Source organism: Desulfosporosinus nitroreducens (genome assembly GCF_023897015.1).
Classification (GTDB): domain Bacteria; phylum Bacillota; class Desulfitobacteriia; order Desulfitobacteriales; family Desulfitobacteriaceae; genus Desulfosporosinus; species Desulfosporosinus nitroreducens.
Window position 1 is genome coordinate 218,177 of the sequence record NZ_JAMHFY010000001.1, and the last position, 26,877, is coordinate 245,053.

At 43.3% G+C, this 26,877-nt stretch carries 30 protein-coding genes and 1 pseudogene; 3 read left to right on the plus strand and 28 right to left on the minus strand.

The features are described 5' to 3' along the window. Window positions 1–231: 231 nt before the first annotated feature. The 7 genes from M8E35_RS01270 to spoVAC form a co-directional block, all read right to left on the minus strand. Window positions 232–1,260, minus strand: a complete 1,029-nt coding sequence (locus tag M8E35_RS01270; RefSeq protein WP_373887407.1) for an acyl-CoA dehydratase activase — start codon at window positions 1,258–1,260, stop codon at window positions 232–234. Beyond that, window positions 1,247–2,395, minus strand: a complete 1,149-nt coding sequence (locus tag M8E35_RS01275) for an acyl-CoA dehydratase activase-related protein (protein ID WP_252466902.1) — start codon at window positions 2,393–2,395, stop codon at window positions 1,247–1,249. The genes M8E35_RS01270 and M8E35_RS01275 overlap by 14 nt, the downstream gene beginning before the upstream one ends. Then, window positions 2,337–3,452, minus strand: a complete 1,116-nt coding sequence (locus M8E35_RS01280; protein ID WP_252466903.1) for an acyl-CoA dehydratase activase-related protein — start codon at window positions 3,450–3,452, stop codon at window positions 2,337–2,339. Before M8E35_RS01280 ends, M8E35_RS01275 begins: the two co-directional genes overlap by 59 nt. Window positions 3,453–3,475: 23 nt before the next feature. Beyond that, window positions 3,476–4,969 (minus strand): spore germination protein, encoded by a 1,494-nt coding sequence (locus M8E35_RS01285; RefSeq protein ID WP_252466904.1) that lies wholly within the window; start codon window positions 4,967–4,969, stop codon window positions 3,476–3,478. Window positions 4,970–5,012: 43 nt separating this feature from the next. After that, the gene (gene spoVAE / locus M8E35_RS01290) at window positions 5,013–5,375 is read right to left on the minus strand and encodes a stage V sporulation protein AE (RefSeq protein WP_252466906.1); all 363 of its coding nucleotides are present in this window, start codon (window positions 5,373–5,375) and stop codon (window positions 5,013–5,015) included. 19 nt (window positions 5,376–5,394) lie between these two features. After that, window positions 5,395–6,402 (minus strand): stage V sporulation protein AD, encoded by a 1,008-nt coding sequence (spoVAD, locus tag M8E35_RS01295; protein ID WP_252466908.1) that lies wholly within the window; start codon window positions 6,400–6,402, stop codon window positions 5,395–5,397. Window positions 6,403–6,480: 78 nt separating this feature from the next. Next, on the minus strand, window positions 6,481–6,948 hold the full coding sequence (spoVAC, locus tag M8E35_RS01300; RefSeq protein WP_073030285.1) for a stage V sporulation protein AC: 468 nt from the start codon (window positions 6,946–6,948) through the stop codon (window positions 6,481–6,483). A 252-nt stretch (window positions 6,949–7,200) separates the two neighbouring features. Between spoVAC and spoIIAA the strand changes: the two genes are divergently transcribed. Genes spoIIAA through M8E35_RS01315 form a run of 3 tightly spaced genes read left to right on the plus strand, consistent with a single transcriptional unit; the run spans window position 7,201 to window position 8,796 of the window. Beyond that, entirely contained in the window at window positions 7,201–7,545 is a 345-nt protein-coding gene (spoIIAA, locus tag M8E35_RS01305; RefSeq protein WP_229248035.1) for an anti-sigma F factor antagonist, read from the plus strand. 1 nt (window position 7,546) lies between these two features. Then, a complete protein-coding gene (gene spoIIAB, locus M8E35_RS01310) occupies window positions 7,547–7,984 on the plus strand; it encodes an anti-sigma F factor (RefSeq protein ID WP_252466910.1) in 438 nt (145 codons plus the stop codon). Window positions 7,985–7,998: 14 nt separating this feature from the next. After that, window positions 7,999–8,796 (plus strand): SigF/SigG family RNA polymerase sporulation sigma factor, encoded by a 798-nt coding sequence (locus tag M8E35_RS01315; protein ID WP_252466911.1) that lies wholly within the window; start codon window positions 7,999–8,001, stop codon window positions 8,794–8,796. Between the two features lie 12 nt (window positions 8,797–8,808). On the opposite strand, the gene M8E35_RS01320 is transcribed toward M8E35_RS01315, so the two are convergent. The 21 genes and pseudogenes from M8E35_RS01320 to M8E35_RS01420 all read right to left on the minus strand — a co-directional run bounded on the left by M8E35_RS01320 (window position 8,809) and on the right by M8E35_RS01420 (window position 26,871). Then, a complete protein-coding gene (locus M8E35_RS01320; RefSeq protein ID WP_252466912.1) occupies window positions 8,809–9,957 on the minus strand; it encodes a D-alanyl-D-alanine carboxypeptidase family protein in 1,149 nt (382 codons plus the stop codon). 191 nt (window positions 9,958–10,148) lie between these two features. Continuing rightward, on the minus strand, window positions 10,149–10,646 hold the full coding sequence (locus tag M8E35_RS01325) for a CoA-binding protein (RefSeq protein ID WP_252466913.1): 498 nt from the start codon (window positions 10,644–10,646) through the stop codon (window positions 10,149–10,151). Window positions 10,647–10,743: 97 nt separating this feature from the next. Beyond that, window positions 10,744–12,045 (minus strand): pyrimidine-nucleoside phosphorylase, encoded by a 1,302-nt coding sequence (locus M8E35_RS01330; protein ID WP_252466914.1) that lies wholly within the window; start codon window positions 12,043–12,045, stop codon window positions 10,744–10,746. Window positions 12,046–12,057: 12 nt separating this feature from the next. After that, window positions 12,058–12,888, minus strand: coding sequence for a purine-nucleoside phosphorylase (locus M8E35_RS01335; protein WP_252466915.1), 831 nt, complete (start codon window positions 12,886–12,888; stop codon window positions 12,058–12,060). Window positions 12,889–12,892: 4 nt separating this feature from the next. After that, window positions 12,893–14,065 carry a phosphopentomutase gene (locus M8E35_RS01340; RefSeq protein WP_252466916.1) on the minus strand — a complete coding sequence of 391 codons (1,173 nt, stop codon included), beginning with the start codon at window positions 14,063–14,065 and terminating at the stop codon, window positions 12,893–12,895. An 8-nt stretch (window positions 14,066–14,073) separates the two neighbouring features. Next, window positions 14,074–14,982, minus strand: coding sequence for a site-specific tyrosine recombinase XerD (gene xerD / locus M8E35_RS01345; protein WP_252467094.1), 909 nt, complete (start codon window positions 14,980–14,982; stop codon window positions 14,074–14,076). A 92-nt stretch (window positions 14,983–15,074) separates the two neighbouring features. Continuing rightward, window positions 15,075–15,275, minus strand: coding sequence for a hypothetical protein (locus M8E35_RS01350; RefSeq protein WP_252466917.1), 201 nt, complete (start codon window positions 15,273–15,275; stop codon window positions 15,075–15,077). A 142-nt stretch (window positions 15,276–15,417) separates the two neighbouring features. After that, a complete protein-coding gene (locus tag M8E35_RS01355) occupies window positions 15,418–15,732 on the minus strand; it encodes a hypothetical protein (RefSeq protein WP_373887408.1) in 315 nt (104 codons plus the stop codon). Between the two features lie 265 nt (window positions 15,733–15,997). Further along, a complete protein-coding gene (ald, locus tag M8E35_RS01360) occupies window positions 15,998–17,113 on the minus strand; it encodes an alanine dehydrogenase (protein ID WP_252466919.1) in 1,116 nt (371 codons plus the stop codon). Window positions 17,114–17,252: 139 nt separating this feature from the next. Further along, entirely contained in the window at window positions 17,253–17,852 is a 600-nt protein-coding gene (locus M8E35_RS01365) for a stage II sporulation protein M (RefSeq protein WP_073030296.1), read from the minus strand. A 35-nt stretch (window positions 17,853–17,887) separates the two neighbouring features. Beyond that, a complete protein-coding gene (locus M8E35_RS01370; protein WP_252466920.1) occupies window positions 17,888–19,057 on the minus strand; it encodes an endonuclease Q family protein in 1,170 nt (389 codons plus the stop codon). Further along, window positions 19,054–19,590, minus strand: a complete 537-nt coding sequence (locus tag M8E35_RS01375) for an NUDIX domain-containing protein (RefSeq protein WP_252466922.1) — start codon at window positions 19,588–19,590, stop codon at window positions 19,054–19,056. The genes M8E35_RS01370 and M8E35_RS01375 overlap by 4 nt, the downstream gene beginning before the upstream one ends. 131 nt (window positions 19,591–19,721) lie before the next feature. Next, window positions 19,722–20,294 carry a 2-oxoacid:ferredoxin oxidoreductase subunit gamma family protein gene (locus M8E35_RS01380; protein WP_252466924.1) on the minus strand — a complete coding sequence of 191 codons (573 nt, stop codon included), beginning with the start codon at window positions 20,292–20,294 and terminating at the stop codon, window positions 19,722–19,724. After that, entirely contained in the window at window positions 20,294–21,043 is a 750-nt protein-coding gene (locus M8E35_RS01385) for a thiamine pyrophosphate-dependent enzyme (protein WP_252466925.1), read from the minus strand. Before M8E35_RS01385 ends, M8E35_RS01380 begins: the two co-directional genes overlap by 1 nt. After that, window positions 21,027–22,109 carry a 3-methyl-2-oxobutanoate dehydrogenase subunit VorB gene (locus M8E35_RS01390; protein WP_252466926.1) on the minus strand — a complete coding sequence of 361 codons (1,083 nt, stop codon included), beginning with the start codon at window positions 22,107–22,109 and terminating at the stop codon, window positions 21,027–21,029. Before M8E35_RS01390 ends, M8E35_RS01385 begins: the two co-directional genes overlap by 17 nt. Further along, window positions 22,084–22,323, minus strand: coding sequence for a 4Fe-4S dicluster domain-containing protein (locus M8E35_RS01395; RefSeq protein WP_252466927.1), 240 nt, complete (start codon window positions 22,321–22,323; stop codon window positions 22,084–22,086). Before M8E35_RS01395 ends, M8E35_RS01390 begins: the two co-directional genes overlap by 26 nt. Window positions 22,324–22,375: 52 nt before the next feature. Further along, window positions 22,376–23,440 (minus strand): Leu/Phe/Val dehydrogenase, encoded by a 1,065-nt coding sequence (locus M8E35_RS01400; RefSeq protein ID WP_252466928.1) that lies wholly within the window; start codon window positions 23,438–23,440, stop codon window positions 22,376–22,378. A gap of 322 nt (window positions 23,441–23,762) precedes the next feature. Then, the gene (locus M8E35_RS01405) at window positions 23,763–25,181 is read right to left on the minus strand and encodes a sigma-54 interaction domain-containing protein (RefSeq protein ID WP_252466929.1); all 1,419 of its coding nucleotides are present in this window, start codon (window positions 25,179–25,181) and stop codon (window positions 23,763–23,765) included. Window positions 25,182–25,396: 215 nt separating this feature from the next. Further along, a pseudogene (locus tag M8E35_RS01410) lies at window positions 25,397–25,552 on the minus strand (sporulation initiation factor Spo0A C-terminal domain-containing protein); the annotation flags it as partial. A 307-nt stretch (window positions 25,553–25,859) separates the two neighbouring features. Further along, window positions 25,860–26,132 (minus strand): hypothetical protein, encoded by a 273-nt coding sequence (locus M8E35_RS01415; protein ID WP_252466930.1) that lies wholly within the window; start codon window positions 26,130–26,132, stop codon window positions 25,860–25,862. Then, complete coding sequence (locus M8E35_RS01420; RefSeq protein WP_252466931.1) at window positions 26,125–26,871, minus strand: nucleotidyltransferase domain-containing protein; 747 nt, start codon at window positions 26,869–26,871, stop codon at window positions 26,125–26,127. Before M8E35_RS01420 ends, M8E35_RS01415 begins: the two co-directional genes overlap by 8 nt. Between the last annotated feature and the right edge of the window lie 6 nt (window positions 26,872–26,877).

Sequence of the window (26,877 nt, forward strand, 5' to 3'; positions counted from 1 at the left end):
CAAAATGATTGCTTGTCTATACTAAGAATAGTATAATTTTGTTAAGAGGTATTAAGTTAAAGAGGTGTTAAGTATGAATGGTGACTAGTAACGAATTTAATTTAAATACCAAGAAATTTCAACTCACAGTCTGATACCCGCTCTGCAAGCGGTCTTCAGACTGTGAGTTTTCTTATGCTTACTGCGACCCTGACATAGCTGGTCAATCAGAATAGCCAACCAGTTCCTTGTTTAAGCTCCCTGTTGTTCTTCCTTTTGTTCTAATCCACTAATAGCAGTATCAGCAACTCCGGCAACCGACCACTTTCCGCACCGATCTCCCCATCTGGCCAAACTCCTGCCATCCTGTGTGATCTCTACTACCTCACATCGGTTCGCACACCCTGTGCAATCAAAGCTTTTAGCCAGAAAATGAGTTTCACCTAGGTCTAAGCCACGAAATTGGGTCCGAGTACCCGGGCGTGATCCAACTTTTTCTTGGGCCAGATAAGCCGCTCCTAAAGCACCCATGACATCATAATTCTCAGGTACAATAATCGGTTGCCCTAACTCTTCTTCAAAGGCTTTACATATTCCTGGGTTGGCAGCCACACCCCCTTGAAAAAAGATGGGGCCCTTAATGTCTTTGTTTTTACCCACATTGTTTAAATAGTTCCGCACCATGGCCTGACAAAGTCCTGCCAAAATATCCGGCAATGAGTGCCCTAACTGCTGTTTGTGAATCATATCAGATTCTGCAAAAACTGAGCATCGTCCGGCAATTCGCACTGGATTTTTTGCTTCAAGGGCCAAAGGACCAAATTCTTCAATCTTAATTCCTAATCTAGAGGCCTGCTGGTCAAGAAATGAACCTGTCCCTGCCGCGCAAACCGTATTCATGGCAAAATCAGAAACGACCCCATCTCGGAGAATAATTATCTTTGAATCCTGTCCGCCTATTTCAAGGATAGTTTGTACTTGAGGATTTACTCTTGAAGCAGCTACGGCATGGGCTGTGATTTCGTTCTTTACGACATCCGCTCCTAATAAAGTCGCCGCAAGCTGACGGGCACTGCCCGTAGCTCCGACTCCCATAATTTCAGCTGACTTCCCTATTTTAGATCTTAGAAGTTTAATCCCCTCTTGAATAATTTGCATAGGACGTCCTTGTGTTCTTAGATAAAGTGCTTCTTTCACAGTATTATCTGGTCTCAGTAAGACCATATTTGTACTTACCGACCCAACATCAACACCAAGAAAGTATTTATCATCCACCAACACCTAACACTCCTTCTCTTGTTTGTATGCTCTCTCGCAGAAGGCGCGGTCTTTCAAGCAGGTCGACATACGCTTCCAAGCGAGTTTGTATCCCTGCATGGCCAGTATGCTCATCCACAATAAGAGTCATAATCGGTATCTTATAAGTTTCTTGAACCTTAGGTAAGACACTGGCTGCCACAATTTCAGGCATGCAGGATAAAGGGAAAACTTGAATGATTCCATCATATCCTTCCCGTGCAAATTTCACGGTAGCCCCAACTGTTTCCAGACCATGCCCCCCTACAAAGTGGGGCAAAAAGGGTTTGGCATGTCTGGGATACGATCTGATCGATCGATAGCCCGGCGCGATTCCTCGAAAGATATGACTTCCGACCCACCCTGAAAGATAAATAGAACGATCAACTTCCACCCCTAGACGTCCGAGTTCCTCCTCTATACCCACTGAACTAAAGGGATCAAGAATTGTATAAATCTCACCAACAATTCCTATACGAAGGGGTTTATTAATCCCTTCTGCCATGCTGTTTAGCCCTTCTTGACGTTCCTGAATAGTCTCTTGAACCCAACGAACCGTATCCTGAACCCCTTTTTCCGTCATAGTCTGCGCAAGCCTTTGCTTGGCACTTTCATATAATTTTTCTGTATGCAAAGGGTGTGGGAGCCTTGGTCGAGCTGCATGGATCAAATCTTCAACTCGATCTAAAGCCACACTTTTCAAATAGGCGAATCGCATAGCCTTTAGAATCTTTGCCCAGGAATTTTTCCTTCCAGCTAAAAAGCGAATACGCTTGGCCAACCCTGCCAGACTTCCATCAGGAGGCTCCAGAGTAACTACTTCATAGTTATACCCTGCGTCCCGAAGAATTTGTCGTTCTACTTCACCATAATAGCCAAACCGGCAAGGGCCGATTCCACCAGTGATCACAATCGTATCTGCCCCTGCATTCGCAGCTTCCAGATAATTTCCAAGATTTAATTTCAATGGTAAACAGGCCGATTCCGGCGATAATTTCGTTCCTAAATTCAAAGTTCGTTTACTGTTAAACGGCGGGACCACCACTTCAACATTGAGAGATTCAAAGAGCGTTTGAATCACGATCCAGGCATTCCCCATATGTGGAAACGTAACCTTCATGGACCCTCCTCCTTTCGACCATATCCAAAAAGGCTTCAAGCCGAGTAACGAGACCCGCCTCTCCACTGTGTTCATCCAGGGTAATCACCATATAGGGCTTATGTTGTTCTCTGGCTCTTCGAGACACTAGTTCTTGTACCATCGAGTCCGTCCCGCAACCAAAGCAAGTAAGATAAATAATACCCTCAACGCTTTGATCCTCAGCAAACTTATTACCGGCGCCAAAGATTTGCTTAGAGTGACTCCAAAATAACTTTTTCCGCAATCCGGACAAGTTAGTCTCGACTTCTTCTTGATTGACGTTTTGAACCAATTCCACGTTCGCTTTCTCGCGAAGCTTTCTGAGAAGGTTTAAGTTAGCATAAGATTCATGTGTTAGGTAAGAATGCCCAACTAAGGCAATTCTCAGACGATCCCTATTCTGGTCAACTATTGGAAGCTCAGCTGTAGGTTTTAATGCCGTCGATGACATTTTTGCAAACATCCGCTCTTTCCATGTCACTAGGGTGGGGACTTTAGCACTTTCCGTTAAGTCCTTTGCCGCTCGTTCAATCTCACGAATACTCTCCTCAAAATTCCACCCTGCTCCCATTGTGTCTTGATATCTTTGCTGCCACTCCAGGCCTTCGTTAAAGGCCTTGCGAATATCGGCCTTATCTTGACTCAGTTGTGCTCCTAAAACTTCCAGATCTTTTAACACCTGACGTTTACCCTTTCGCCAATTCAGGGTAACAGTTAAAACAGGCATTCCTGGAGGAACTGCCGGAAGCAGACTTTCTGGAATACCCAGAAATTTTGGACAAGTGTATGTATCTGCTTCGACACTCACAATGCGAGGCAAAAAAATCCAATCTACATCCTTTAAGGCCTGAATATGACCTGCTAGAAGTTTAAGCGGTAAACACGTTTCATCACTGGCTTTCTTTAAGCCCTGTTCCATAATTTGTCGATGAGTAGCCGGCGATGTTACCACCTCAATACCTAAACGATGGAAAAAACCGGCCCAAAAAGGGAAGTGGTCAAAATAGTAAAGAGCACGAGGAAACCCAATTCTCACTTATGCTTTCATCCTTTCAGATCCTATTTGCCGCCGCCCCGCGGCTGACGATCTTTGTCTTGTGGTTTTAAGATGCTCGGGCGTTTATTTGCAATTGGAACTGGCGAACGAACTAAAATTGCCTTCATTGCCTTAGCATCAAAAGGCAAGAGGGGCCAGAGGTAAGGCACACCAAACGATTTTGTCCGCCATAAAAGGAAGAATACCGCTGCTGCCCCGATCCAAAAACCAATAAAATTAAAGAGTCCTGTCATAATGATGAGGAACAACCGTGATAAACGGTTGGCTAAACCTAATTCGTAGCTGGGCGTTGCGAACGTCCCCACCGAAACAATAGCAATATACATGACTACCTCCGGGGTAAATAATCCCACTTTCACCGCGATATCCCCAAGCATAAACGCAGCGATCAGACCTAAAGCCGTTCCTAGAGGACCTGGCGTATGAATAGTACCTAACCGCAACAGATCCACACCAATCTCAGCTAATAAAACTTGTATAAGTAAGGAGACTTTGGCTGGTTCCGTGACGCCGATGAACTGAATCGATTCCGGCAGTAATTGCGGATTCAGAGCCGCACCTAACCAAAGCGGCAGAAGAAAGAGTGCTGCAAAAATCCCCGCAAATCGTATCCAACGCAGATAGGCACCTACAATTGGTTCCTGCCGATATTCTTCCGCATGCTGAACATGGCTCCAGAAGGTCGACGGTGCAATCATGACAGATGGCGAAGTATCAACTATGATCACGACATACCCTTCCAGTAAATGTATTGCTGCCACATCCGGGCGTTCAGTATACCTGACACGAGGATAAGGGTTCCAGAATTTACTTCCAAGAATAAACTCTTCGACACTTTTTTCCGCCATAGGAATGCCGTCAATTTTTATTCCCTGAATGTCTTTTTGAATCTTTTTTACCATGTCCAAGTTGGTGATATCTTCAATGTAGGCAATGCAAACATCAGTCTTTGATCGGCCGCCCACCTGAACTAACTTCATACGCAGTTTTGGATCTCGCAAACGTCGGCGTATTAAAGCCGTATTCATGACGAGGGTCTCTGTAAATCCGTCACGACTTCCGCGTGTCACCCGCTCGATATCAGGCTCCTGAGGCATACGACTAGGATAGGACCGTACATCCACAATAATGGCTTTATCCTGTCCATCGACAAAGATGGCCATGGGCCCTGATAATACGAAATAGAATACTTTATCCATGGTTTGAACTTCAGAGACTTGTAAATTAACGATACGTCCCTTAACAAGTTTATCTAAGGCATTGACAATGAGGTCGGATCGTTCTAAGTCGATCAAGGCATCTAGTATATAACTCGCGACTTGCGAGTTTACCATCCCATTAACGGAATAGATAGCAACTCTTTTACCGCCAATGGACATTTCACGGAGCACGATATCAAAACTGTCAGGCACTCCCAATTCCCGATTTAGATACTCGATATTTTCTTGATAATTCTTACTTACGGGAATATTTTTCTCACTTGAATTGTCATCCATACTTTGCAGCTCCCTCTAATCGTGGTTCGAAGTTCACATCGCCTTATCCCTTTGGTTTAAAAGCAACTGAGATCAAATAGCCAAAAAAAATAGCTGCCGCAATCCCTACTGCTGTTGCTTCAACCCCTCCGGAAAAGGCTCCTAGAATCCCCCGTTTTTCAACCGCCTCCATGGCCCCTTTAGCTAAAGAATAACCAAAACCAGACAGGGGAATCGAAGCGCCAGCTCCACCTATTTTCACCAAAGGTTCATATATACCCAACGCCCCAAGAATTGCTCCGCCAGACACAAAAGAAACTAACACGTGGGCAGGAGTAAATGTGGGCTTTGTTAAGTCCATAAGAAGCTGTCCTATCATACAAATTATCCCTCCGACAATAAAAGCCGGAACAATCATCTCAAACATATTCTTACGATCCTTTCTGTTACCCTTCAATAACCACTGCGTGTCCAATACCGGGAATTGATTCTCCCTGTAAGGCAGACGTTGGACTATGCAGGGCACCACTGCCTACCAGCATGACTCTTTTTAGCTCCCCGGCTTTAATCCTCTGCAGAATATCCCCAGCCAAAACTACCGATGAACAACCGCACCCACTCGCTCCTGAGTGGGTATCTTGACTCTCGTCATAAATCATGACCCCGCAATCAGTAAAGTTCGTCCCCATATCCATACCGCTTTGCTTCAATAGTTCACAGGCCAGTGCCAAACCGACCGCTCCCAGATCTCCCGATGCAATTAGATTATAGTCAACCGGTCGAAGTTGCCTATCATTAAAGTGATTTAGGATCGTATCAGCAACCGCAGGAGCCATTGCCGCGCCCATATTATTCACATCTTTCACAGCAAAGTCTATTACTCTTCCAATTGTTGCTGAAGTAACGCGCGGACCCGCTCCGTCGCTTCCGAGAAGTACACTGCCTGCCCCTGTTACTGTCCACTGTGCACTCATAGCCCTTTGCGCACCCTGCTCGGTCGGCAACCGATATTGACGCTCAGCAGTATCGTGGTGGCTGGATACCCCCACTAGCACCTTTTGGGCAAATCCACCATCAATTAACATACTTCCTACAGCTATACCTAAAGCCATAGTAGAGCAAGCTCCATACAAGCCGATAAAAGGTAACGCCATTTGGCGAGCCGCAAAATTTGAAGAGATAATTTGATTCAGTAAATCTCCCGCTAACATAAAGTCAATTTGCTCCTTTGGGACTGACGCTTGATTTATGGCCCCATTCATTGCCTCTTGAAGCATTTTGCTCTCTGCAACTTCCCAGGATTTTTCGCCATTTAGTTCGTCTTCCCAAACCTTATCAAAGGTCTTTCCAAGAGGTCCTTGTCCTTCTTTAGGACCGACTACAGAATAGGACGATAAAATAACTGGCGGTTTGGCAAATACCACTGTCTGGTTTCCTACTCGTTTTAAGTTCATTTCAACCTATCCCCATTCATAAGGTGGAGTATTTCTATAATTAGTAAACTTGAGTTTGCTAGGCAGCATCTGCTTTGACTAGTGTAAAAGAAAGTAAACAAAACCCACGACAATCGAGGTCGCTATGCCGTATACTAGCACTGGTCCTGCAACTGTGAACAATTTTGCCCCAACACCCATTACATATCCTTCACGCTTGAATTCCATAGCAGGTGCAACAATAGAATTTGCAAACCCCGTTACTGGAACAATTGAACCCGCACCTCCAAATTTCCCAATTTCATCATAAACCCCTAAACCAGTTAATAAAGCTCCCAAGAAAATCATCGTTGCGGTCGCCGCAGTCGATGCTTCGACGCGTGCTAAACCAAACGAACTAAATAAATTGATGAAAATCTGCCCGATCGAACAGATAATCCCGCCTACGATAAATGCTCGAACTACATTTTTGATAATTGTTGGCTTGGGTGTATATTGCTTAATTAAGGTTTGATATTTTTCCGCAGTTACAGATAACAAGGGCTTTTTTAGAGTTTGGTCAGCCATCCCCAATTCCTCCTTTTTTATACTAGTCAGAAAGTATAACTTTTCGTTATATACTTTCTGGAAGCATATTTTCTTTATCAGCGCCAAGCACTTTCTATTATTTGGCATAATGGGATATATTATACTTATTACCACAGTCTTTAATAATTTTTCTATTTCGACAGAGCCTTACAAGGAATTCCTAAAATTCAAGCAGGAAAATTATGGGTTATGGCGAAATCATTAGTATTGATAAATTTAGGGGGAATGGTCTTGAACCTTGAAAAAAAAATAGAACGCCTGACCCTACTTCTGCGCATAGACGGCGAACTGGACATGCACACTGCATCCGATCTTCGACAAGCCATAGACAGTGAGATTGAGAAACGAGGAATTCGAACAGTTATCCTTAATCTTCAAGATGTTCAGTTTGTCGATAGTTCTGGACTGGGTGTTATTCTGGGCAGGTACAAGAAACTGCTTCCTTTAGGCGGAAAACTTAAAATCACTAATGTACCCCCTCACATTTATAAGATCATGGAATTATCCGGTTTACCAAAAATTATTAGCTTCTATATTGACGAAGCACATGCCTATGAGGAAGGAAGGGGAGCTTAATATGAAATCTAACCAAATAACCCTCACGTTTTCCAGTATCGCTGAAAATGTGAGTATTGCCCGTTTACTCATTGCTTCTATAGGAGGGCAATTGGATCTTTCACTTAATGACATCGAAGAGCTTAAAGTCGCGGTTTCCGAAGCAGTTTCTAATGCTATCATCCACGGATACCAGAGTGTCCCCAATAACATTGTTTACCTCAATCTGGAGATCGCTGACGACACCCTCATTATTGTTGTAAAGGATGAAGGATGTGGCATCTCTAATGTTGAGCAAGCAATGCAACCGGCTTACAGTACTGATCCTGAGCGAATGGGCCTAGGCTTTGTCTTTATGCAATCTTTCATGGACGAGCTTCAAGTAGAATCTAAACTTGAAGTGGGAACAACTGTTACCATGAAGAAGCGCTTCAAGCAAACACCCATCTCCTCTCATTAGGGGGGGGCGAAATTATGATTCAACGACTATCAGAAATGAATCTCCCTCACTTTCCTTTACTCTCAGATAAAGAGATGATGGAATACCTTCATGCTGCTAAAGAAGGCGATACAGCGGCCCGAGAACGTCTAATCAATTGTAACTTGAAACTAATTTTTAATTTAGTTCAACGTTTCACTCACCGAGGCTATGAGATGGAAGACCTCTTTCAGATTGGCACTATCGGGCTGATTAAAGCCATCGACAAATTCGACTTCACGTATGGTGTCAAGTTCTCAACTTATGCCGTACCAATGATTATCGGCGAAATACGGCGTTTTCTCCGGGATGATCATCCCGTGAAAGTTCCTCGCTCCTATAAGGAACTTGTATATAAAGTGAATCGCGCTCGTGATGAACTGTCCGCCACACTAGGCAGAGAAGCAACAATCGGTGAAATTGCTAATAGTATTGGCATTGATCGAGATGAGATCGTCATAGCACTTGAAGCTATCCAAAGCCCTACTTCCATCTACGATACCCTTTATCAGGACGACTCGGATCCCATCTACGTTCTCGATCAACTCTCTGATGAAAAGGGTCTTGAGCCTGGCTGGTTCGAAAAAATTGCCCTTAATGAGGTCTTGGACAAGTTGCCTGAGAGAGAGAAGCGTGTCCTGTTAATGCGATTTTTTGAAGATAAGACCCAGAGTCAAATCGCCAGTCAGCTTAATCTCTCTCAAGTTCAGATTTCTCGAATCGAACGTGCCGCGCTCCTTAGAATCCGCAAATTAGCCCAAATTAATGATCGTTCAGCCATAGATCCAGAGTAGAATTCTTGTCGGCTAGAAACCGAAGACGCCCTTCATTGTACGTCCCAACTGATCGATCAGCCCAGCTTTGGCAACAGGATGATCAGCAATTAGATTAACGCTTGCTTGCAACTGGTCATTTTGATAAAGTAAAACTTCTCCTAATTTTTGACCCTTCTCAATAGGTGCACTGATTTCTGGGTTAAGCTTTGTCTCGACCCAGAAATTTTTATCTTTTCCTTTTTCCACGGTTGCTCCCAAGGATTTTTCTGTGATAGCTATTATCTCATTTTCTACCCCTTTACTAACTTTAACGACTCCCTGCTTCTCTTCAGCTGGGGCAAACTGTTTAAATTCATATTTAGCAAAACCATAGTTGTAGATTTTCATGGATTCAGCAAAATGTCCCCTAACTTGAGGCACACCCATAACGACACAAATTAACCTTAATCCATTTCTTTCAACGGTCGATGCCAGACAATATTTAGCCTCATTAGTCCATCCTGTTTTGAGACCATCCGCTCCGGGGTACCACCACAGTAACTTGTTAGTATTCCAAAGCTTAAATTTGCCTTCCCGCAGGTCATATTCCTTCATGCTGGTCAGCTTACGAATAAGGGGATAATTAAGTGCTTCCTTAGAAATCATCGCCAAATCGTATGCACTCGTATAGTGCCCTTCTGCAGGCAGTCCGTAAGCATTAGCAAAATGCGTGTTTTTTAGTCCTAATTCTTGAGCCTTGCGATTCATTTCCTCTACAAAAGCCTCATGTGTCCCATTGATATGTTCAGCTACTGCGACACAGCCATCATTAGCTGATCCTACCGCAATAGCAATTAGCATCTGCTCTAACGTGAAAGTTTCTCCAGGCTCAAGGTAGATTTGAGAACCTCCAAGTTTACAGGCATTCTCACTCGCTGTTACGATATCTGTCAACTTAACTTTTTCTGAAGCCACTGCTTCTGCCGCTACCAATAATGTCATAATTTTTGTGACACTTGCCGGTGGCAATTCCTTCTGCGCTTCTTTTTCATACAGTATTCGACCAGAAGCCGCGTCCATCAAAATAGCACTCGCAGCTTCCGTCTCGATCTCAACTCCTAATACTGGCTGCACGTGAGCAAAGCCTATGTTTCCAAGTACAACTGCCATAGCTAAAACGATTGATAAAACTTTGCGCATCTTTTGTCCCCCCTCATAAAATTAGTGAAATTAAATGTGAATTTATTATTCCCGAAAAAGTAAATTATATTGGATTGCTCCTATAAAATAGCAAAAAGCCTTTGTGAATTGCTTAAGCAGATCACCAAAGGCCTTTTTTATATCTAATTTAACCCAAACGTTATCTTCATTGGGAACTCCACCCACTCGCTTCAATACCTGCTAAACCGCTTCATAGGTACTTTAACATCTCCAAGTCCATGCCAATAACAGGGACTTAAATAGCGCAGACTTATTTTAGAAGGATAAAGTCTGTGCCTCAGCACACACCCGCGAATAACCTCAATTCCTGCGCTGTCGCATTCTTGTTGGAGTTCCCGAGTCCAGGTTTGTTCTTGGAACCAAATTTTACTGCATCCTGCAGACACCGCATCCGGAACTAAAGACTTGAGCCTTTCAGGCAACAGACACGGTACTGCGACCGTTACCTTGTCTGTCAGTTGCGCTAAATTGGAGTAGACCTTGCTCCCGTCTATGCGAGATAAACCCTCAGCAACGGGATATACAACACATCTGAAATCTTTCAATGCACGCCAAACCTTCCAAGCATGTTTATGCTTTTGAAATTTTTGGGCATCCCCTAGCACGGCAAACGTATCCTGAGTCGATAACCCTTCGGCCAAAGGGTAAAAATTTTTCTCACGCGCCATAACAAAAATCCCCCTCCCCAGTTGCACTTATAATATGCATACGTGAGGAGGGGAATATTATGAGTGAAGTGGGAGTGTTACGATAATAATAAATCGTTTACTGTATAACCTCCTCAATTAAAGAAGGCAACTCAGGAGCTTCATTTCCTACAGAAACTAAGTCTTTAGCTAATAGCAGTCCCTCTGCTAACTTCTCTTTATCACTGCCATAGAGTTGCAATAGAGGTTCTCCGGCTTCTACCCACTCTCCAGCTTTTTTAACGAGTAAGACCCCTGTTCCTAAATCAATGGGACTGTCCTTTGTAGTTCGACCTGCACCGAGAGTCATAGCTAAAATCCCAATTTTTTGTGCATCAAAGGGTTGTACGTATCCAGATTGATGAGCAAGGATGGGTAAATTCCATGGTGTGAGCTTAAGGCGTCGATCGATTACGGCTTGGGCATCTCCCCCCTGCTCTGTTAAAAAGGTTAAAAATTTATTCCACGCTGCACCACTTTCTATGCTATGAAGCAAGCATTTCTTGCCTGCCCCAACATTGGGGACAGAGTCTCCAGCCACAAGCATCCAAGCTCCCAATTCTAAACAGACTTTCATTAAATCATCCGGACCCTTCCCCTGCAAGGCATCCGCCACTTCAAGGACTTCCAAACTATTTCCGACAGCGCGGCCCAGGGGCTGATTCATATTGCTTAATACTGCAATCGTCTGTCGCCCTAGAGCTTTGCCAATGTCCACCATTGTCCTTGCTAATATTCGGGCATCTTCAACCGTCTTCATGAAAGCGCCAGAACCGTACTTTACGTCCAAGACGATCCCTTGGGCTCCTGCAGCAATCTTCTTACTCATTACAGAAGAGGCAATCAGAGGAATGGAACTGACAGTCCCAGTGACATCGCGGAGAGCATAAAGTTTTTTGTCGGCAGGTACAAGATTCCCCGTCTGGGCGATTACGGATAATCCGATCTTCTTAACTTGCGTCAGGAATTCTTCCTGTGTAAGCTCGACCCGAAATCCAGGTATCGAGCTAAGCTTATCGATCGTTCCGCCAGTATGCCCGAGCCCTCTCCCGGACATTTTTGCCACAGGCACGCCACAGGCTGCAACCATTGGTCCGATCAGTAACGTAGCTTTATCTCCCACCCCTCCTGTGCTGTGTTTATCGACAAATCGCCCACCAATAGCGGAGAGATCCAGTTGATCTCCGCTATTGGCCATCGCCAAGGTAAGTTCGGCAGTTTCCTCAAGCGACATCCCCCGAAAATAAACCGCCATAGCCCAAGCAGACATTTGGTAATCAGGGATATCTCCTTGAACATACCCTTTGATAATAAATCGGATTTCCTTCTTAGAAAGGGATTCCCCGTCTCTTTTCTTCACAATTAGATCTGTCATGCGCATATGAAATCACTCCTAAAGTACTCTCATGAGTCCCTGTACAAAGTTTACAAATTTCTTTTCAACTCGTTCAGCTGTTTCCATAACTTCCGTATGACTAAGTTTTTGGGGCAAGATGCCAGCTGCCATATTGGTTACACACGAGATCCCTAAGACCTTCATGCCACCATGATTGGCAACTATAACTTCGGGAACAGTACTCATACCCACCATATCTGCTCCAATTACACGCAAATGGCGAATTTCGGCAGGGGTTTCATAGCTGGGGCCGCTCATGGCCGCATAAACCCCTTCGTGAGGATGAATTTCATGCTCTTGAACAATTGCTAACGCCTTTTTACGCCACTCTGAATTATATCCCTCGCTTAGGTCTGGAAAGCGAGGACCTAGATTTGAAAGATTCGACCCACGTAAAGGATTTTCACCCATCATATTGAGATGATCTTTAATGAGTATTAGATCTCCCGGACGGAATTCTGGATTTATTCCCCCTGCTGCATTCGTAACAACAAGTCCATTTACTCCTAAGACTTGCATTACCCGTATCGGGAAGGTCACTTCCTGCATAGTATAGCCTTCATAATAGTGAAAGCGGCCTTGCATGACTACAACTGAGCGATCTTCAACTTTTCCAAAAACTAATTTGCCCGCATGCCCCTCAACCGTCGAAACAGGGAAATGTGGAATATCTTTGTAGCTAATTGTTACTTTATCCTTAACTAGATCAGCAAAAGCCCCTAACCCCGAGCCTAGAATAATACCAAGCTCAGGCGGTGAAGGAACTCTCTCTATAAGGTAACTGCGCGCCTCAGCTAATTTAGAATTATATTCCTTTTCCGAAATCATTAAATTACCTCCTTATATCCGAATAGAAACTTTCTCCATTTGCCATTGGCTCAGTATTAAGGTATTCGACCACAGTTGCCCCTAAATCTGCGAAGGTAGATCTCACACCCAGGTTGACCCCCTTGTTCAGGATTGGCCCACAAACCAATAACGGAACATATTCCCGTGTGTGATCTGTTCCAGGCATGGTTGGATCACACCCATGATCCGCCGTAATGATAAGCATGTCCTCTGACCGCAGGGCTCCAAATATCTCCGGTAAACGTGCATCAAAATCCTCTAAAGCCTTAGCATACCCTTCAACATCATTTCGGTGTCCATATATCATATCGAAATCAACAAGATTGGCCATAATCAGGCCAGTTTCTACTTTGTCCATATACGCTAAAGTTTTATCAACGCTCTCCATATTCCCTTTTGAGGGAACATAGTCAGTTACACCCCTGCCAGCATAAATATCATTTATCTTACCCACCGTGCAAACTTCTAGCCCGCGTTCCTTTATATATTCTAATAATATTTTATGAGGGGGTTCGAGAGCAAAGTCATGCCTGTTTGAGGTGCGGTAAAAATTCCCTGTCTCTCCGAGAAATGGCCGTGCAATTACGCGTCCAACACGCAGTTCACCCGTCAGCATGATACGTGCTGTCTGACATATGCGCATTAGCTCAGGCAAAGGAATAATTTCTTCATGGGCAGCCACTTGAAAAACGGAGTCAGCTGAAGTATAGACAATAGGTTTCCCTGTCCGTACATGCTCTTCACCAAGACGCTGAATGATCTCGGTCCCAGAAGCAACTTCATTACCGATCACCTTTCTCCCTATCTCTAGCTCATAGCGTTCGATAAAATCGCTTGGAAAACCTTGGGGAAAGGTTGGAAGTGCTCTCTCCAGTATTACTCCCGCCATCTCCCAGTGCCCGGTTGTTGTATCCTTGCCTAGAGATCGTTCTGCCATTTTTCCAAAATTGCCCTCAGGAACAGAAGCTGCGGGTACTCCCGTGATAGAATTAATATTTCCCAAACCAAGTTTTTGAAGATGAGGGACGTTAAGTCCTCCTCGCTGAAGAGCAACATTGCCTAATGTATAGCTCCCCAAGTCCCCGTATTTCTCAGCATCGGGCATTTCACCTATTCCAACGCTGTCTAATAAAATAATTATAACTCTCCGTGGCATGTCTTTCTTCACTCCCTAATCTTATAATCCGCTCGTGGATGAGCTTTCTGAAAAACATCTAACAAGCGCCTCCGTGTCAGATGGGTATAGATCTGAGTGGTCGAGATATCTGCATGTCCTAACATTTCTTGAACCGAACGCAAATCCGCCCCATGATCCAGAAGATGGGTTGCAAAACTGTGGCGAAACATGTGAGGAGAAATCGATTGCTCAAGATTATGATCTTTTCCCCATTTATTCAGAATATACACGACTCCTTGACGAGTTAAAGGACGTCCATGAGAATTCAAAAAAAGAATATCGTTTTTTTGCTTACCGCATAAACGCCCGCGCGGCCCGTTTAAGTAACGCTCCAAATCTCGAATTGCAGGTTCGCCTAACGGTACAATCCGCTCCTTATTCCCTTTGCCGATACAGCGTACATACCCCACATCTAATGAAACATCCGACAAGCGCAGCCCAATCAGTTCAGAAACTCGAAGCCCGCTGCTGTAGAGAACTTCCAGCATCGTTAAATTTCTCAGAGTAAGATCCGTTTCCTCCTCTGATTTTAATAGTTTGTCCATTGTAACTTCCGACAACACCTTCGGAAGCGGTTGATTCAGCTTTGGAGTCACTAAATATGTACTTGGATTATCTCCACGTTGCCCTTCATCCAGCAAAAATGAAAAAAATCCTCGGAGTGTTGCATTACATCGTGCAATAGTTCGAGGGGATTTTCCATCTTCCTTACATTTTAGCAGAAACAGAAACAAATCATTGCCCTCACATACGGAAATGTCCGTACCACGCTGTTCAAGGTAGCTCATCAACTGACGCAAGTCACGTTCATACGCCTGCCTAGTGTTCTCAGAAAGACCCCGCTCAACATGCAAATACGTCAAGTACTTCTTCAAAATCTTCTCTTCGGAGGTCACTTCTATCCCCCCTTTCTTACTATGTTCTACACAGGGAGGGGATTTTCCTTGTACTAGCGGAAAGTATAAATTCAACTAAGGCACATCCTGTATTAACTATTTATCTCTCTGGAAAGAGTTATTTCTACCCGCAGAGGATTGCCATGTGGATTTTTCTCATTATGTAACAGTGAAGACATTAAGCTATTACACACAGCAACTAGTTTTGGCAGAAGAACGGCAAGTATTATCAAAAGCACAAATACTCTGCCAAGATAAAGAAAAAAATCCACCCAGCTTTTTGTTGGCTGCATCACGCCCCCCCCTATCCCTAAAACCTATGCACCTCCTGATTGTCCTTATCCTAGAAAAAAGAAAGGGACCGTAATCTTATCGGTCCCGACTAATAACAAAGCTGTTGATACTACGTTTCAACTTACAAATTGAAACATTTAATTAATAGCGCCTTTTTTGAAGATCGTAACGAGGGTCAAAGGGTTGTGGAATTCCCATTTGACGTTCTAAACGCTGTAACCAGGCAGGTTCAAACTGTTCTTCAAATAGTTCCCACCAAAGCGGTTCTTTCCCAGGCAGAAAGCCCATTCGTTTTTCCATTTTTTTAAGCCATAGCGGCTCAAACTGATCTTCATAACGCTCCCACCAGGCGGGCTCGTATCCACCCGGATAGTTGATCAGATACCACCGCACCTGATACGGATAATGACCGTATATGGGAACGACATTTGTTCGGGTATAATGCAATGCCCTCACTCCTTGTCAAATTAATCTTCTCTTGGCCATATATACTTACAATTCCATTATATTCCTGACCACTTTTTTTTGAAAGTTGGCACTCTTGTCTGAAGTATAAAGCAGCTGCAAATACACATATACTAAGACAATTTAATCTTTGTCAGTTTATTGCTGCAATAAAAGAGAGTGGTCTCCGAATTAACGGATTCCACTCGATGATAACAAACCATGCTCTGCAATTTATTCGTATTTGAACATTTCTAATTAAATCTACGCACTCTGCTTAGAGCAGAGCTTCTTCTAATGGAGTATACATAATGTTCAAGGATTGAGCGACAGCCTTATAGGTCAACTTGCCATTTATGACATTAACCCCTTTACGCAGGGATCTATTTTCTTGAATCGCCTTAAAATAACCCTTATTTACGATTTCAAGGGCATAACCAAGTGTAACATTAGTCAAGGCAAAGGTTGATGTACGGGCAACTGCTCCGGCAATATTTGGAACTGCGTAATGAACAACCCCATATTTAATAAAGGTGGGATCATCATGGGTTGTAACACGATCAATAGTCGCAATACTGCCGCCTTGGTCGATTGCAACATCGACAATAACACTTCCTGGAGACATTGCTTGCACCATGTCCTCAGTTACCAGGTGGGGTGCACGGGCGCCGGGAATAAGAACCGCTCCAACTAATAAATCCGCTTTAGCCACACTATTGGCTATATTAAAGGGATTTGAAGCCAAAGTTCTCACTCGGCCATTAAACATTTCATCAATGTCCCTAAGCCGCTGAGTGCTTTTTTCCACAATCGTAACTCCTGCTCCCAAGCCAATGGCCATCCTGGCAGCATTTGTTCCAACAATTCCGCCTCCAATGATGGTTACGTTTGCAGGAGTAACCCCTGGAACACCACCAAGCAGAATGCCTTTTCCACCATTAGGTTTTTCGAGTAATTCAGCTCCTATTTGAATTGACATGCGTCCAGCTACTTCACTCATTGGAATAAGCAATGGCAATGAGCCATTATCCAATTGAATGGTTTCGTAGGCTATTGCTACTACTTGTTTCTCCATGAGTGCTTTCGTTAATTCGGGTTCTTTTGCCAGATGCAAATAAGTAAATAGAATTTGTCCCTTTTTGAAATAGGCATATTCATCGGCTACCGGTTCTTTAACCTTAATAATCATTTCGGCTTGCCATACTTCTTCGGATGAATCAACGATCTGAGCACCAGCATCAATATACTGTTGATCGGTGATACCACTTCCTTCACCAGCAGACATCTCCACAAGAACTTTGTGCCCAGTCAAAGTAAAAGCGTGGACTCCGGCTGGGGTGATAGCCACACGACTCTCATTATTTTTTGTCTCTTTCGGTACTCCAATCAGCATGATTAAACCTCCATCTCAATCATTAGCACTATTATAGTTTTATTATAATGCAACCGTTGTACGGATAGCAAGCCTTGAAATCTCAGTCTTACTTACAATTGCACTTTTATTAGGATTCGTGTCATCAAAACATAAAACTCTAAAGAGTTAATAATCGCAAACCAAGGATCGAAAAGTAACCTTGGGCGACACCTACTGCAACTGCACCAATAGAAACAAACGCAGCCGCCGCTGTATAGTAAAGAAATTCTCTGCGCAATGACTCCCCTCTAGCTTTCCCGCGAAGTAACAGAAATGAAAAGATTGTTGCCAGTCCTGCTCCAAGGAGCAGTAAAGGAACAGCAAATATTGTCGGCACAAAGACGGTCGTTAATACCAAGGCAATTCCTAGTGTTCCTTTCGCTCCAATAATAAAACTGATTGTAAAGCCAAGAATAAATCCTCGTGTAAAGACAATTAAATAGATTAAGGGAGCACCGATAATGGTAAGCCCTAAGATCCATATTCCAGCCATCATGATAAACATATCCCTGGCAAGTTGTCCAAGAAAAGCAGGTTCAAAAGCAGTCGGTTGATTTTTTAAAAGTGTATCTAAAAAATTTACTAATTGGGAGGTTTCAGAAACTCCTAAAGCGTTAACCCCCACTCCCCCAAACACCACACCTGCAAGATAAACACTTGAAAGCGTGAGATAAATAACCCAATATTGACGAATGTGTTCGCCGAGTTGTTTCCACATCCTTTGCACCCCTTCCCATAGTCTCCTATGGGATTTTATTCCACTTCAGGCGAAAGTATGTCCACAACTCTTCCAAATACTCCCCCTCCGCCAGCTTCTATTATTAATTCACCATAACGATCTTTAATAATCCAAGCAGCGACCTTTTCTCCAGCGATGGACTGCAGCTCTTCCATGTTAACCTGATGAAGTATGGCCATTTCTGTGCCAAAAGCCTTTAAAAGTCGCTCATACATTTTAGGCCCAATTCCCGGAAGTTGTCGCAGGGGGACCTGATGAACATAGGATGAAACATCGTGTTTTCCCATCGGACGATCCGCTATACTCACTAAACGATCCAAGACACCCATGACAACCTGCCTGCTCCCGCAATTAGGACACGTCAATTGTGGAGCGGGGTTCTTGATTAGGTTTTCACAGCTCAGACAATACGTACGATGATATTTACCAACTCTTGGGGGCAAGCCATAATTTCGAACAACCTGTTTGCTTTTCCCTAGAATTAAATCCAACAATCCGCCAAACGAGGGGTCTGTTTTAGCAAAAGAGTTATACTCTCGGGCAATGTTTGGCAGAGAGTGGGCATCTGAGTTACTAAACATGACCATTGAATCTAGTTCACTGATGCTCTCCGCCATTGCCCTGTCTGCACTGAGCCCAATTTCTACAGCTTTGGGTAAGATTGGCAGAACATCTCTCAACCTCCGGCAACAAGCACCGTAAATTCCCTTATGGGGAGTAAAAGCATGAGCAGGAAACCATAGTCCCTCTGCCTTAGTAACAGCCTCAAGCCATAGATCAATAGGAAGAAATCCCTTCTGAGTACTTAACTGCCAGTTTTTAATACCACTCTTTATAGACCGAACATAATGTTCTACTTGTTCGAGATAAGGAAAATAAGCCAAGAAATGAGCATTTCCTTCACCGACTTGCAGTTCAATCTCATGTCCGGGAATCACCGCTAACCCGTTGGCAGCATACCCTCCAGTTGATAGAGGTTTTAAGACTCCTGAAGCAAGTAAAGTCTTGAAATCCCGTTGGACCCCCGGTGAATGTGAATCAACAATCCCAACCAGAGAAAGTCCTTTTACTTCCCTTGCAACTTGAAGGATATTGGGTAAGGTTAAAGTCTTCGCCCCAGTGATCTTTACATATTTGCCGTCTAAACTTTGCCCGATATGTATATGCAAATCTGCGAAAATCATCCCATTCGACCTTGAACAAGTAAAATCCCCAGTATGGTTTTAGCGTCAATGAACTCATTCTGTTTCGCCCTTTGCACTGCTTCATCCCATGAAATTCTTTCTACCCCTATAAATTCGTCATCATCTGGAGTGAGCGGATCCCAGACCAAATCTCGAGCTAGAAAGAGATGCATCACCTCATCCGTAAAACCTGGGGTGGTATAAAATGTGCTGATATGTTCCATGGTCCCTCTATAACCTGTTTCTTCGCGAAGCTCTCGTACAGCACAATCAAGGGGAGGCTCCTGAGGATCGAGTTTTCCTGCAGGGATTTCTAAGGTTCCCTGGGCTATGGCATATCGGTATTGACGAACTAAAAGCACCTGCTGATCCAAAATAGCAATGATCCCTACTGCTCCCGGATGCCTCACGACTTCACGCGTTGACTCATGTCCGTTAGGCAAACGAACCGTATCCCGATCCAAACGGAGCATTCTCCCCTCAAAAAGCACTTCTCCATCGAGACGTTCTTCTTGTCGGTTTTGCTTTTCCAATGAATTTCCCTCTTTCCTTAACTTGACTCCTTTACTTATTTTACCCTATGTTCTATCCATAATGCCAAGAAAAATAAAGAAAACAAAAAAGCAGTTAGTTGAAAAGACAACCAACTGCTTTCACCGCTCGATCAACCGCAAGATCTAAAATGGAGGAACTCTCTTCCTTTAGCCAACTCTATCCCTGTCTCAAGCGCCTTGTGGTTAAGAGGAATAAGATTATGTCTGTACTCCGGCAGGACTTTCTTCAAAGCCCCAATTACGGATTCCAGGCTCACAGCACGGGTCAACTCGACAAAAGCGCCGAGAATAATCATATTTGAAACTCGATTATTCCCTAATATTTCACGACCCAGTTCAGTCACAGGGATTTTCAAAACCTGAAGATCTTGGCGCTTGGGCTCAATGTCGATCAGTGACGAGTTAATGAGTAATCGTCCTCCGGGTTTAACATCCTGTTCGAACTTTTCAAGAGAGGGACGATTCAGAACTATCAGCGTATCCGGTTCGGTAATGATGGGAGAACTTACCTCTTCATCTGATATCGTGACAGAACAGTTGGCCGTTCCGCCACGCATTTCCGGTCCGTAGGAAGGAATCCAACTTACGTGTTTTCCTTCAACGAGGCCCGCATAAGCAAGAAGCTGTCCCATGGACATAACCCCTTGCCCTCCAAAGCCTGCCAAGATAATTTCTTGCAGCATTAGACCTTCACCCCTTCTACCATTTTTTTAACCCCGAGCGGGTAAACAGGAATCATATTATCGACTAACCATCTTAAGGATTCTCTAGGTGTGCACCCCCAGTTCGTAGGACAGGTAGATAAGATTTCAACTAAAGTGAACCCGATACCAGCCATCTGATATTCAAAGGCAGTCATAATTGCTTTTTTCGCTTTGGAGACTTCTTGGGGGGTGTGCACAGACACCCGGGCAATATAAGCCGGCCCATCCAGAGTCGCTAACATTTCCGATACTCTAATGGGATACCCTTGGGGAGCGGCATCTCTGCCTTGAGGAGAAGTCACACTTACTTGCTTTAAAAGAGTTGTAGGGGCCATTTGCCCACCGGTCATACCATAAATGGCATTATTTACGAAAATCGTTGTGATTTTCTCACCGCGGGCAGCGGCATGCACAATTTCTGCAGTACCAATGGCAGCCAGATCCCCATCACCCTGATACGTAAAAACGATCTTTTGGGGATGAACTCGTTTAATTCCTGTAGCAACAGCCGGTGCCCTGCCATGAGCCGCTTGTTGCATATCAAGATTAAAGTAGTTATAGGCCAAGACAGAGCATCCTACCGGAGATACGCCAATCGTTTCTTCCCTGACTCCCAGTTCGTCAATCACTTCAGCCACTAGGCGGTGAATGATGCCGTGTGTGCAGCCTGGGCAATAGTGAGTCTTGGCCGAGGTTAATGCTTCCGGTCGATCAAAAACTGTTATCATGCGTTTTCCCCTCCTTTCCGCTATTGACCAAACGTTTAACTTCCTCAAGAACTGCGCGAGCGGCAGGAACCATGCCCCCGACACGCCCATACAAGTGGACCGGAACTTTAAACTCAAGGTTATAGCGAATGTCTTCCACAAGTTGGCCCATGCTCATCTCGACGGTGAGGACACGTTCAGATTTTTTACAGGCCTCCTGCAGAGCGACTTTCGGGAAAGGAAATAAAGAAATGGGTCGGAATAACCCTGCCTTGATTCCTTGAGCTCTTGCTTGATCCACAACCGCTTTAGCTATCCTGGCCGAAGTGCCGTAACCAACCAAGATCAGTTCAGCATCATTCGTCTGATAGTTTTCCCAGAGCACTTCTTTTCTCATCCGGTCATACTTTTGTTGCAAATGATGGTTGTGCTTTTCAAGTTCTGCAGGATCAAGAAATAATGAGTTAATTATATTGGGGTTTCGCCCCTTGGCGCCGGTCGTTGCCCACGGCTTCTCCAGTCTGAGAGTTTCTTTTTCTTCCGAGAATTCAACGGGCTCCATCATTTGTCCGAGAATGCCATCCCCTAAAATCATAACGGGATTACGGTATTCATCGGCAAGGTCAAAGGCTTTCTCCATTAGATCGACCATTTCCTGAACGGTGGCCGGGGCGAGCACAAGCAATCTATAGTCCCCATGCCCACCCCCTTTGACTGCTTGGAAATAGTCGGATTGGGCAGGCTGAATGCCGCCAAGCCCCGGTCCCCCTCGCTGGATATTTACAATGACACAAGGGAGCTCTGCGCCCGCCATATAGGTAATTCCCTCCTGTTTAAGGCTGATTCCCGGGCCAGATGAGGACGTCATTACTCGTGCCCCGGCACCCGCAGCACCGTAGACCATATTAATCGCTGCAATCTCAGACTCTGCTTGAACAAATACTCCTCCGACTTCCGGAAGACGTTTCGCGAGATACTGGGAAATTTCATTTTGCGGAGTAATGGGATACCCAAAAAAATAACGGCAACCGGCGCGAATCGCCGCTTCTGCTAAAGCCTCATTACCCTTCATTAGTACCTTCGCCATTATTCTTTTCCTCCTTTCGTACTGTGATTGCGACATCCGGACACATTCTGGCACAAAAGCCACAAGAGATGCACTTTTCTTGATCTGCCACGGTGGCCGGGTGAAAGCCCATCGCATTCAAATGAGCGGCCATATTCACAATATGTTTTGGGCAGGCCTCCACACAAAGCTCACACCCTTTACAGCGGTCCTCATCAAACTCAACTCTCAGCATAAAAGCTCCTCCTTGTCTGGTTAAATTCAGACCAATCAACGTTGACGAATGCTTAGCTTAAGTAATTCGAGCGAATTCGTCCGATCCTCTCAATGCGCTGTTCAGCCATACGATCCGCAGCAATATAGGTCGGTATTTTAAACTCTTTGGCGATTTTAAGGACTTTAGCAACATTGTCATAGACCTTTTCAACTTTTTTCAGGGCACGATCATAATTGTACCCGTCCAATTCATCTGCAACATTGATAACACCGCCACAATTAATAACATAGTCAGGCGCATAGAGAATTCCAAGTTCATGCAACTTGTCTCCGTGGTATTCTTCTTTTAGCACATTATTAGCAGCACCCGCGATAATTTGGAACTTGAATTGTGAAATCGTTTGATCATTAACCACTGCCCCCATGGCACAGGGTGCGAAGATATCTGCTTTTACGCCAAAGATTTCTTCAGGCCGGACAGCGGTCGCTCCTATTTCATCAATTACACGTTTTATAAGGTCATCATGAATATCCGTGACAATAAGTTTGGCACCCTCTTCGTGCAAGTGTTTTGCCAAATAATAGCCGACATGTCCCAGTCCCTGAATCGCAATTGTTTTTCCCCTCAAGGAGTCGCTGCCATAGGCTTCCATAGCGGCAGCTTTCATCCCACGCCATACTCCACGAGCTGTCATCGGGGAAGGATCTCCGGAAGCGCCGCAGGAAGATACTCCTGTCACAAAATCGGTCTCTAAATGTACCCAATCCATATCTTGAACAGTTGTCCCAACATCTTCAGCGGTAATGTACCGTCCGTTCAGTGATTGCACATATCGGCCAAAGGCTCGGAACAACTCTTCATTTTTTTGGGTGCGGGAGTCTCCAATAATCACGGTTTTTCCGCCGCCAAGATTTAAACCTGCTGCTGCATTTTTATAGGTCATCCCTCGAGCAAGCCTTAATGCATCAAAGATTGCATCTTCTTCGCAGGCATAATCCCACATCCTTGTTCCGCCCAAGGCTGGTCCTAAAGTTGTATCGTGTATACAAATAACGGCCTTCAAACCGGACGTCTGATCCTGACAAATAACGAGCTGTTCGTAATCGTACTTCTGTAGGTATTCAAAAATTTCCATGATATTTCCCCCTCAGGTCTTCTGATCATAATTCTCCTTATTTAATGCAATAACGCTGCCAGGACATTCCTGAAATCCAAAGCCTCATATATTTATTCTCCTTAAGTAAAGAATTTTCTGAATTTATCCGGTTTTAGTTTAAAAAAGATCTTGGGAAAAGACTGAGGCTACGATAAATTCATAGTTAGCAGGCTTGTCAGTAATGCAAAAAAATTCATGGTTTGCAATAACTTGCATGCAATAAATTGCAGGCCCATGATTGCAAACCATGAATAAAGTTAAAATCATCACTCGGATTTCCTTCAAAAGAGCTGGCATTTATTCAGATAAGAGCATGCCGCTCTAATTTATAATAGAAATTGCGCAGAGACATTTTCAGGTCCTGCGCGGACTTTGTTTTATTACCCCCATTTTTTTGGAGTGTAACTAAAAGTATGGCGCGTTCCCATTGTCGTTGCAGGCTTTCAAACCCGCCCTCCTCTGTCGTTAACCTAGACTGTACCGAGTTGTCGTAACCCAGCTCCGGATGATTGACATTCGGATAGGCCAAAACCGGAAGATGTTGTAATTCCACAACTGTTTCTCCTAACCTCATATTAATAATTGCTCTCCCTAAAATGTTTTCTAACTCTCGAACGTTTCCCGGCCAGGAATAGCCCATCAAAATTTGTAACGCCTCGTCACTTACTCTTTCAACACAGCGTCCGTAGTCTTGATTGAAACTTCCAATAAGGTGGTGGACAAGTAAAGGGATATCATCTCTTCGCTGTCTTAAGGGTGGAATAATGACTGGAATCACATTTAAACGATAATATAAATCTTCCCGAAATCTGCCGGCTCGCAATTCAGCTTCTAAATTTGCATTAGTAGCTGTAATCACTCGCACATCTATGTTGAACGGACGGTTATCTCCGACTTTTACAATTTCACGTTCTTGAAGCGCGCGCAAAAGTTTAGCTTGAAGGTTAAGACTGATTTCTCCAATCTCATCGAGAAAAATAGTTCCCCCGTTGGCCTCTTCAAAAAGGCCCGACTTTCCACCGCGTTTGGCACCAGTAAAAGCACCTTCAACATAACCAAACAACTCGCTCTCCAAAAGGCCCTCCGCCAATGCTCCGCAATTCACTCGGATAAACTGCCCTTTTTGTCGGTCACTTGAGCGGTGGATGGCATGAGCAAACAGTTCTTTACCAGTCCCGCTTTCGCCGCGTAAGAGGACCGTAGCCGGCGTCACCGCTGCACGCCTTGCTTGTTCGATGGATGCTTTAATGGCATCGCTTTCACCGATAATGTCACTAAAGGTATACTTTGCTTCCAAATGACGAATTAATCGTTTCGCTCTTTCCAACTCCTCTGAAAGTTTATGGATCTCGGAGATATCGTGGAGCACGCCTACACTTCCCCTCAACTGCCCAGAAACAATGATCGGAGCGACATTGACAATCACCTCTTTGTGTTTAGGCCCCACTTTCATAAAAACGCCTTTAACAGGCTGACGAGTTTTCAAGACTTGGATGTGCATACTTTCTCCTTCAGCAATGTCTACGGTAGGAGGTTTACCAATGACATCATTCGCTGTTAGGCCTGTCAATCTGGTATAAGCAGGGTTAATTAATAATCCAAGTCCGTTTTCATCTACCACTGAAATCGCATCCTGGGAGGAATCAATAATTGCGGAAAGCAGAATACGAACCTCCTGCAGCGTGTTTACTTTGGCTCTTAGCTCGTCAAATTCCTCCATATCAATTGCCCCTTCCAACTATCACCTTTTGCTATGGATAAGTTCATTCTCTTTCTATCGGTAAAATCCTGCTAGCTATAATTCATTTAATAATATTTGCGATTTCTCATTTTATTAAAAATAAAACACCTTTATTTGTACCCAAAGCAGGTATAATAAAGGTGTTAACTTTAGAATTTTTACTAAAAAATTTGTACGCATTATATGTACTGCTCTTAATACATTATTGACATGCGCAGTTTATCAGCCACCATTGCCACGAATTCCGAATTGGTGGGTTTACCGCGATCGACATTAATGGTGTACCCAAAAAAGCGATTCATGAAATCTACATTTCCACGATCCCAAGCCAATTCAATGGCATGACGGATTTTACCAAAGGTTCAAGATTCTTTGCAAACATTCTATATCAATACAGTTTATTGGTTTATACCTTATAAATTTGTCACTATATAATTCTATTTTATTTTAATTCTATGGGCAAGTCAATATCACAAAAAGTAAAAAATGACCTTAGAGCAATTAAACCAATGGATACCTCTAAATAGCTTAGTTTAGTTTTAGGCATTTTTAAGAGTTTTATAATTTTTTGGAGATACTATTCATCATTACGGGTCGCTGTAAATCACCCTTCCACAAATCTAACCATGTACATAATTTCATTCATAATAATGAAAGCTATAGGTTATTTACAAGTATCTTGATTTTGTTAAACCGATCTTTAATGTTCTTTAAGTTAGCTATTCCTTCATATGGGTGGAAATTTATAATTATATTATGACTTTCTTCTTCAAGCTCTTTGATTTTTTCCTCCCTTGCTAAATCTTGTATTCTAATCACAAGTCTTTCTATTCGTGTTTTTAATACATATGGTCTGAAATTTTCTTCCTCAACGTCAATAATTAAATCATCTAATTCTTTTCTTATTGCATTTATATTATTATTAATCATTTCTTTCAATTCCTCTTTTCAATATATCTAATGACCTAGTAATTAATATCTCTAATTTATCTACCCACGAATTAATATATTCTTTTGTGATTGGTTTAAGATTAGGAATAATAAGTTTCCTGTTATATACAATCCTGAAATTGTATAACTCTATATATTCCTTAATATTGAAAGGGAAATCAATGCCTATATCTTCAATACAAGTTTTTACAGGTTGTATTCGCCCAAAAGAAATTTTATTATTTATGTATGCTAATGCAATACAGGTATTACGAGCAATAGAGGCTAAAATATTCAATTCATAATTATATGTTTTATCGTTAAAACCAATAGATTCTCTAATATCATTACATATTGTAGAATATTCCATTAAATCGAAATATGTATTGCGGTAAGGCTTAATATTTTCCAGGACTTTTTCTAAGAATTGTGTTTTAGAATAAAAAATTTTACATTCCGTTTTGAGATGCCATAAAAAATACGAACCATATTCACACATATTGTTAATTGCATTTTTAGTATATAAAGATATCCATTCAAAAGGGATATCTAGTTGCTTTTGTAAAGATATTTTTTTATTTAAATAGCTTATTTCATCACAATCTTCAATGATAAACAATAAATCCAAATCACTATTCTCATCAGATTCGCCACGCGCATGAGAACCAAAAATTACTATGGTATCTATATCCTCTAAAGAAATCTCAAACGAATAATTATCGACATTAAAATCATACATAAAACA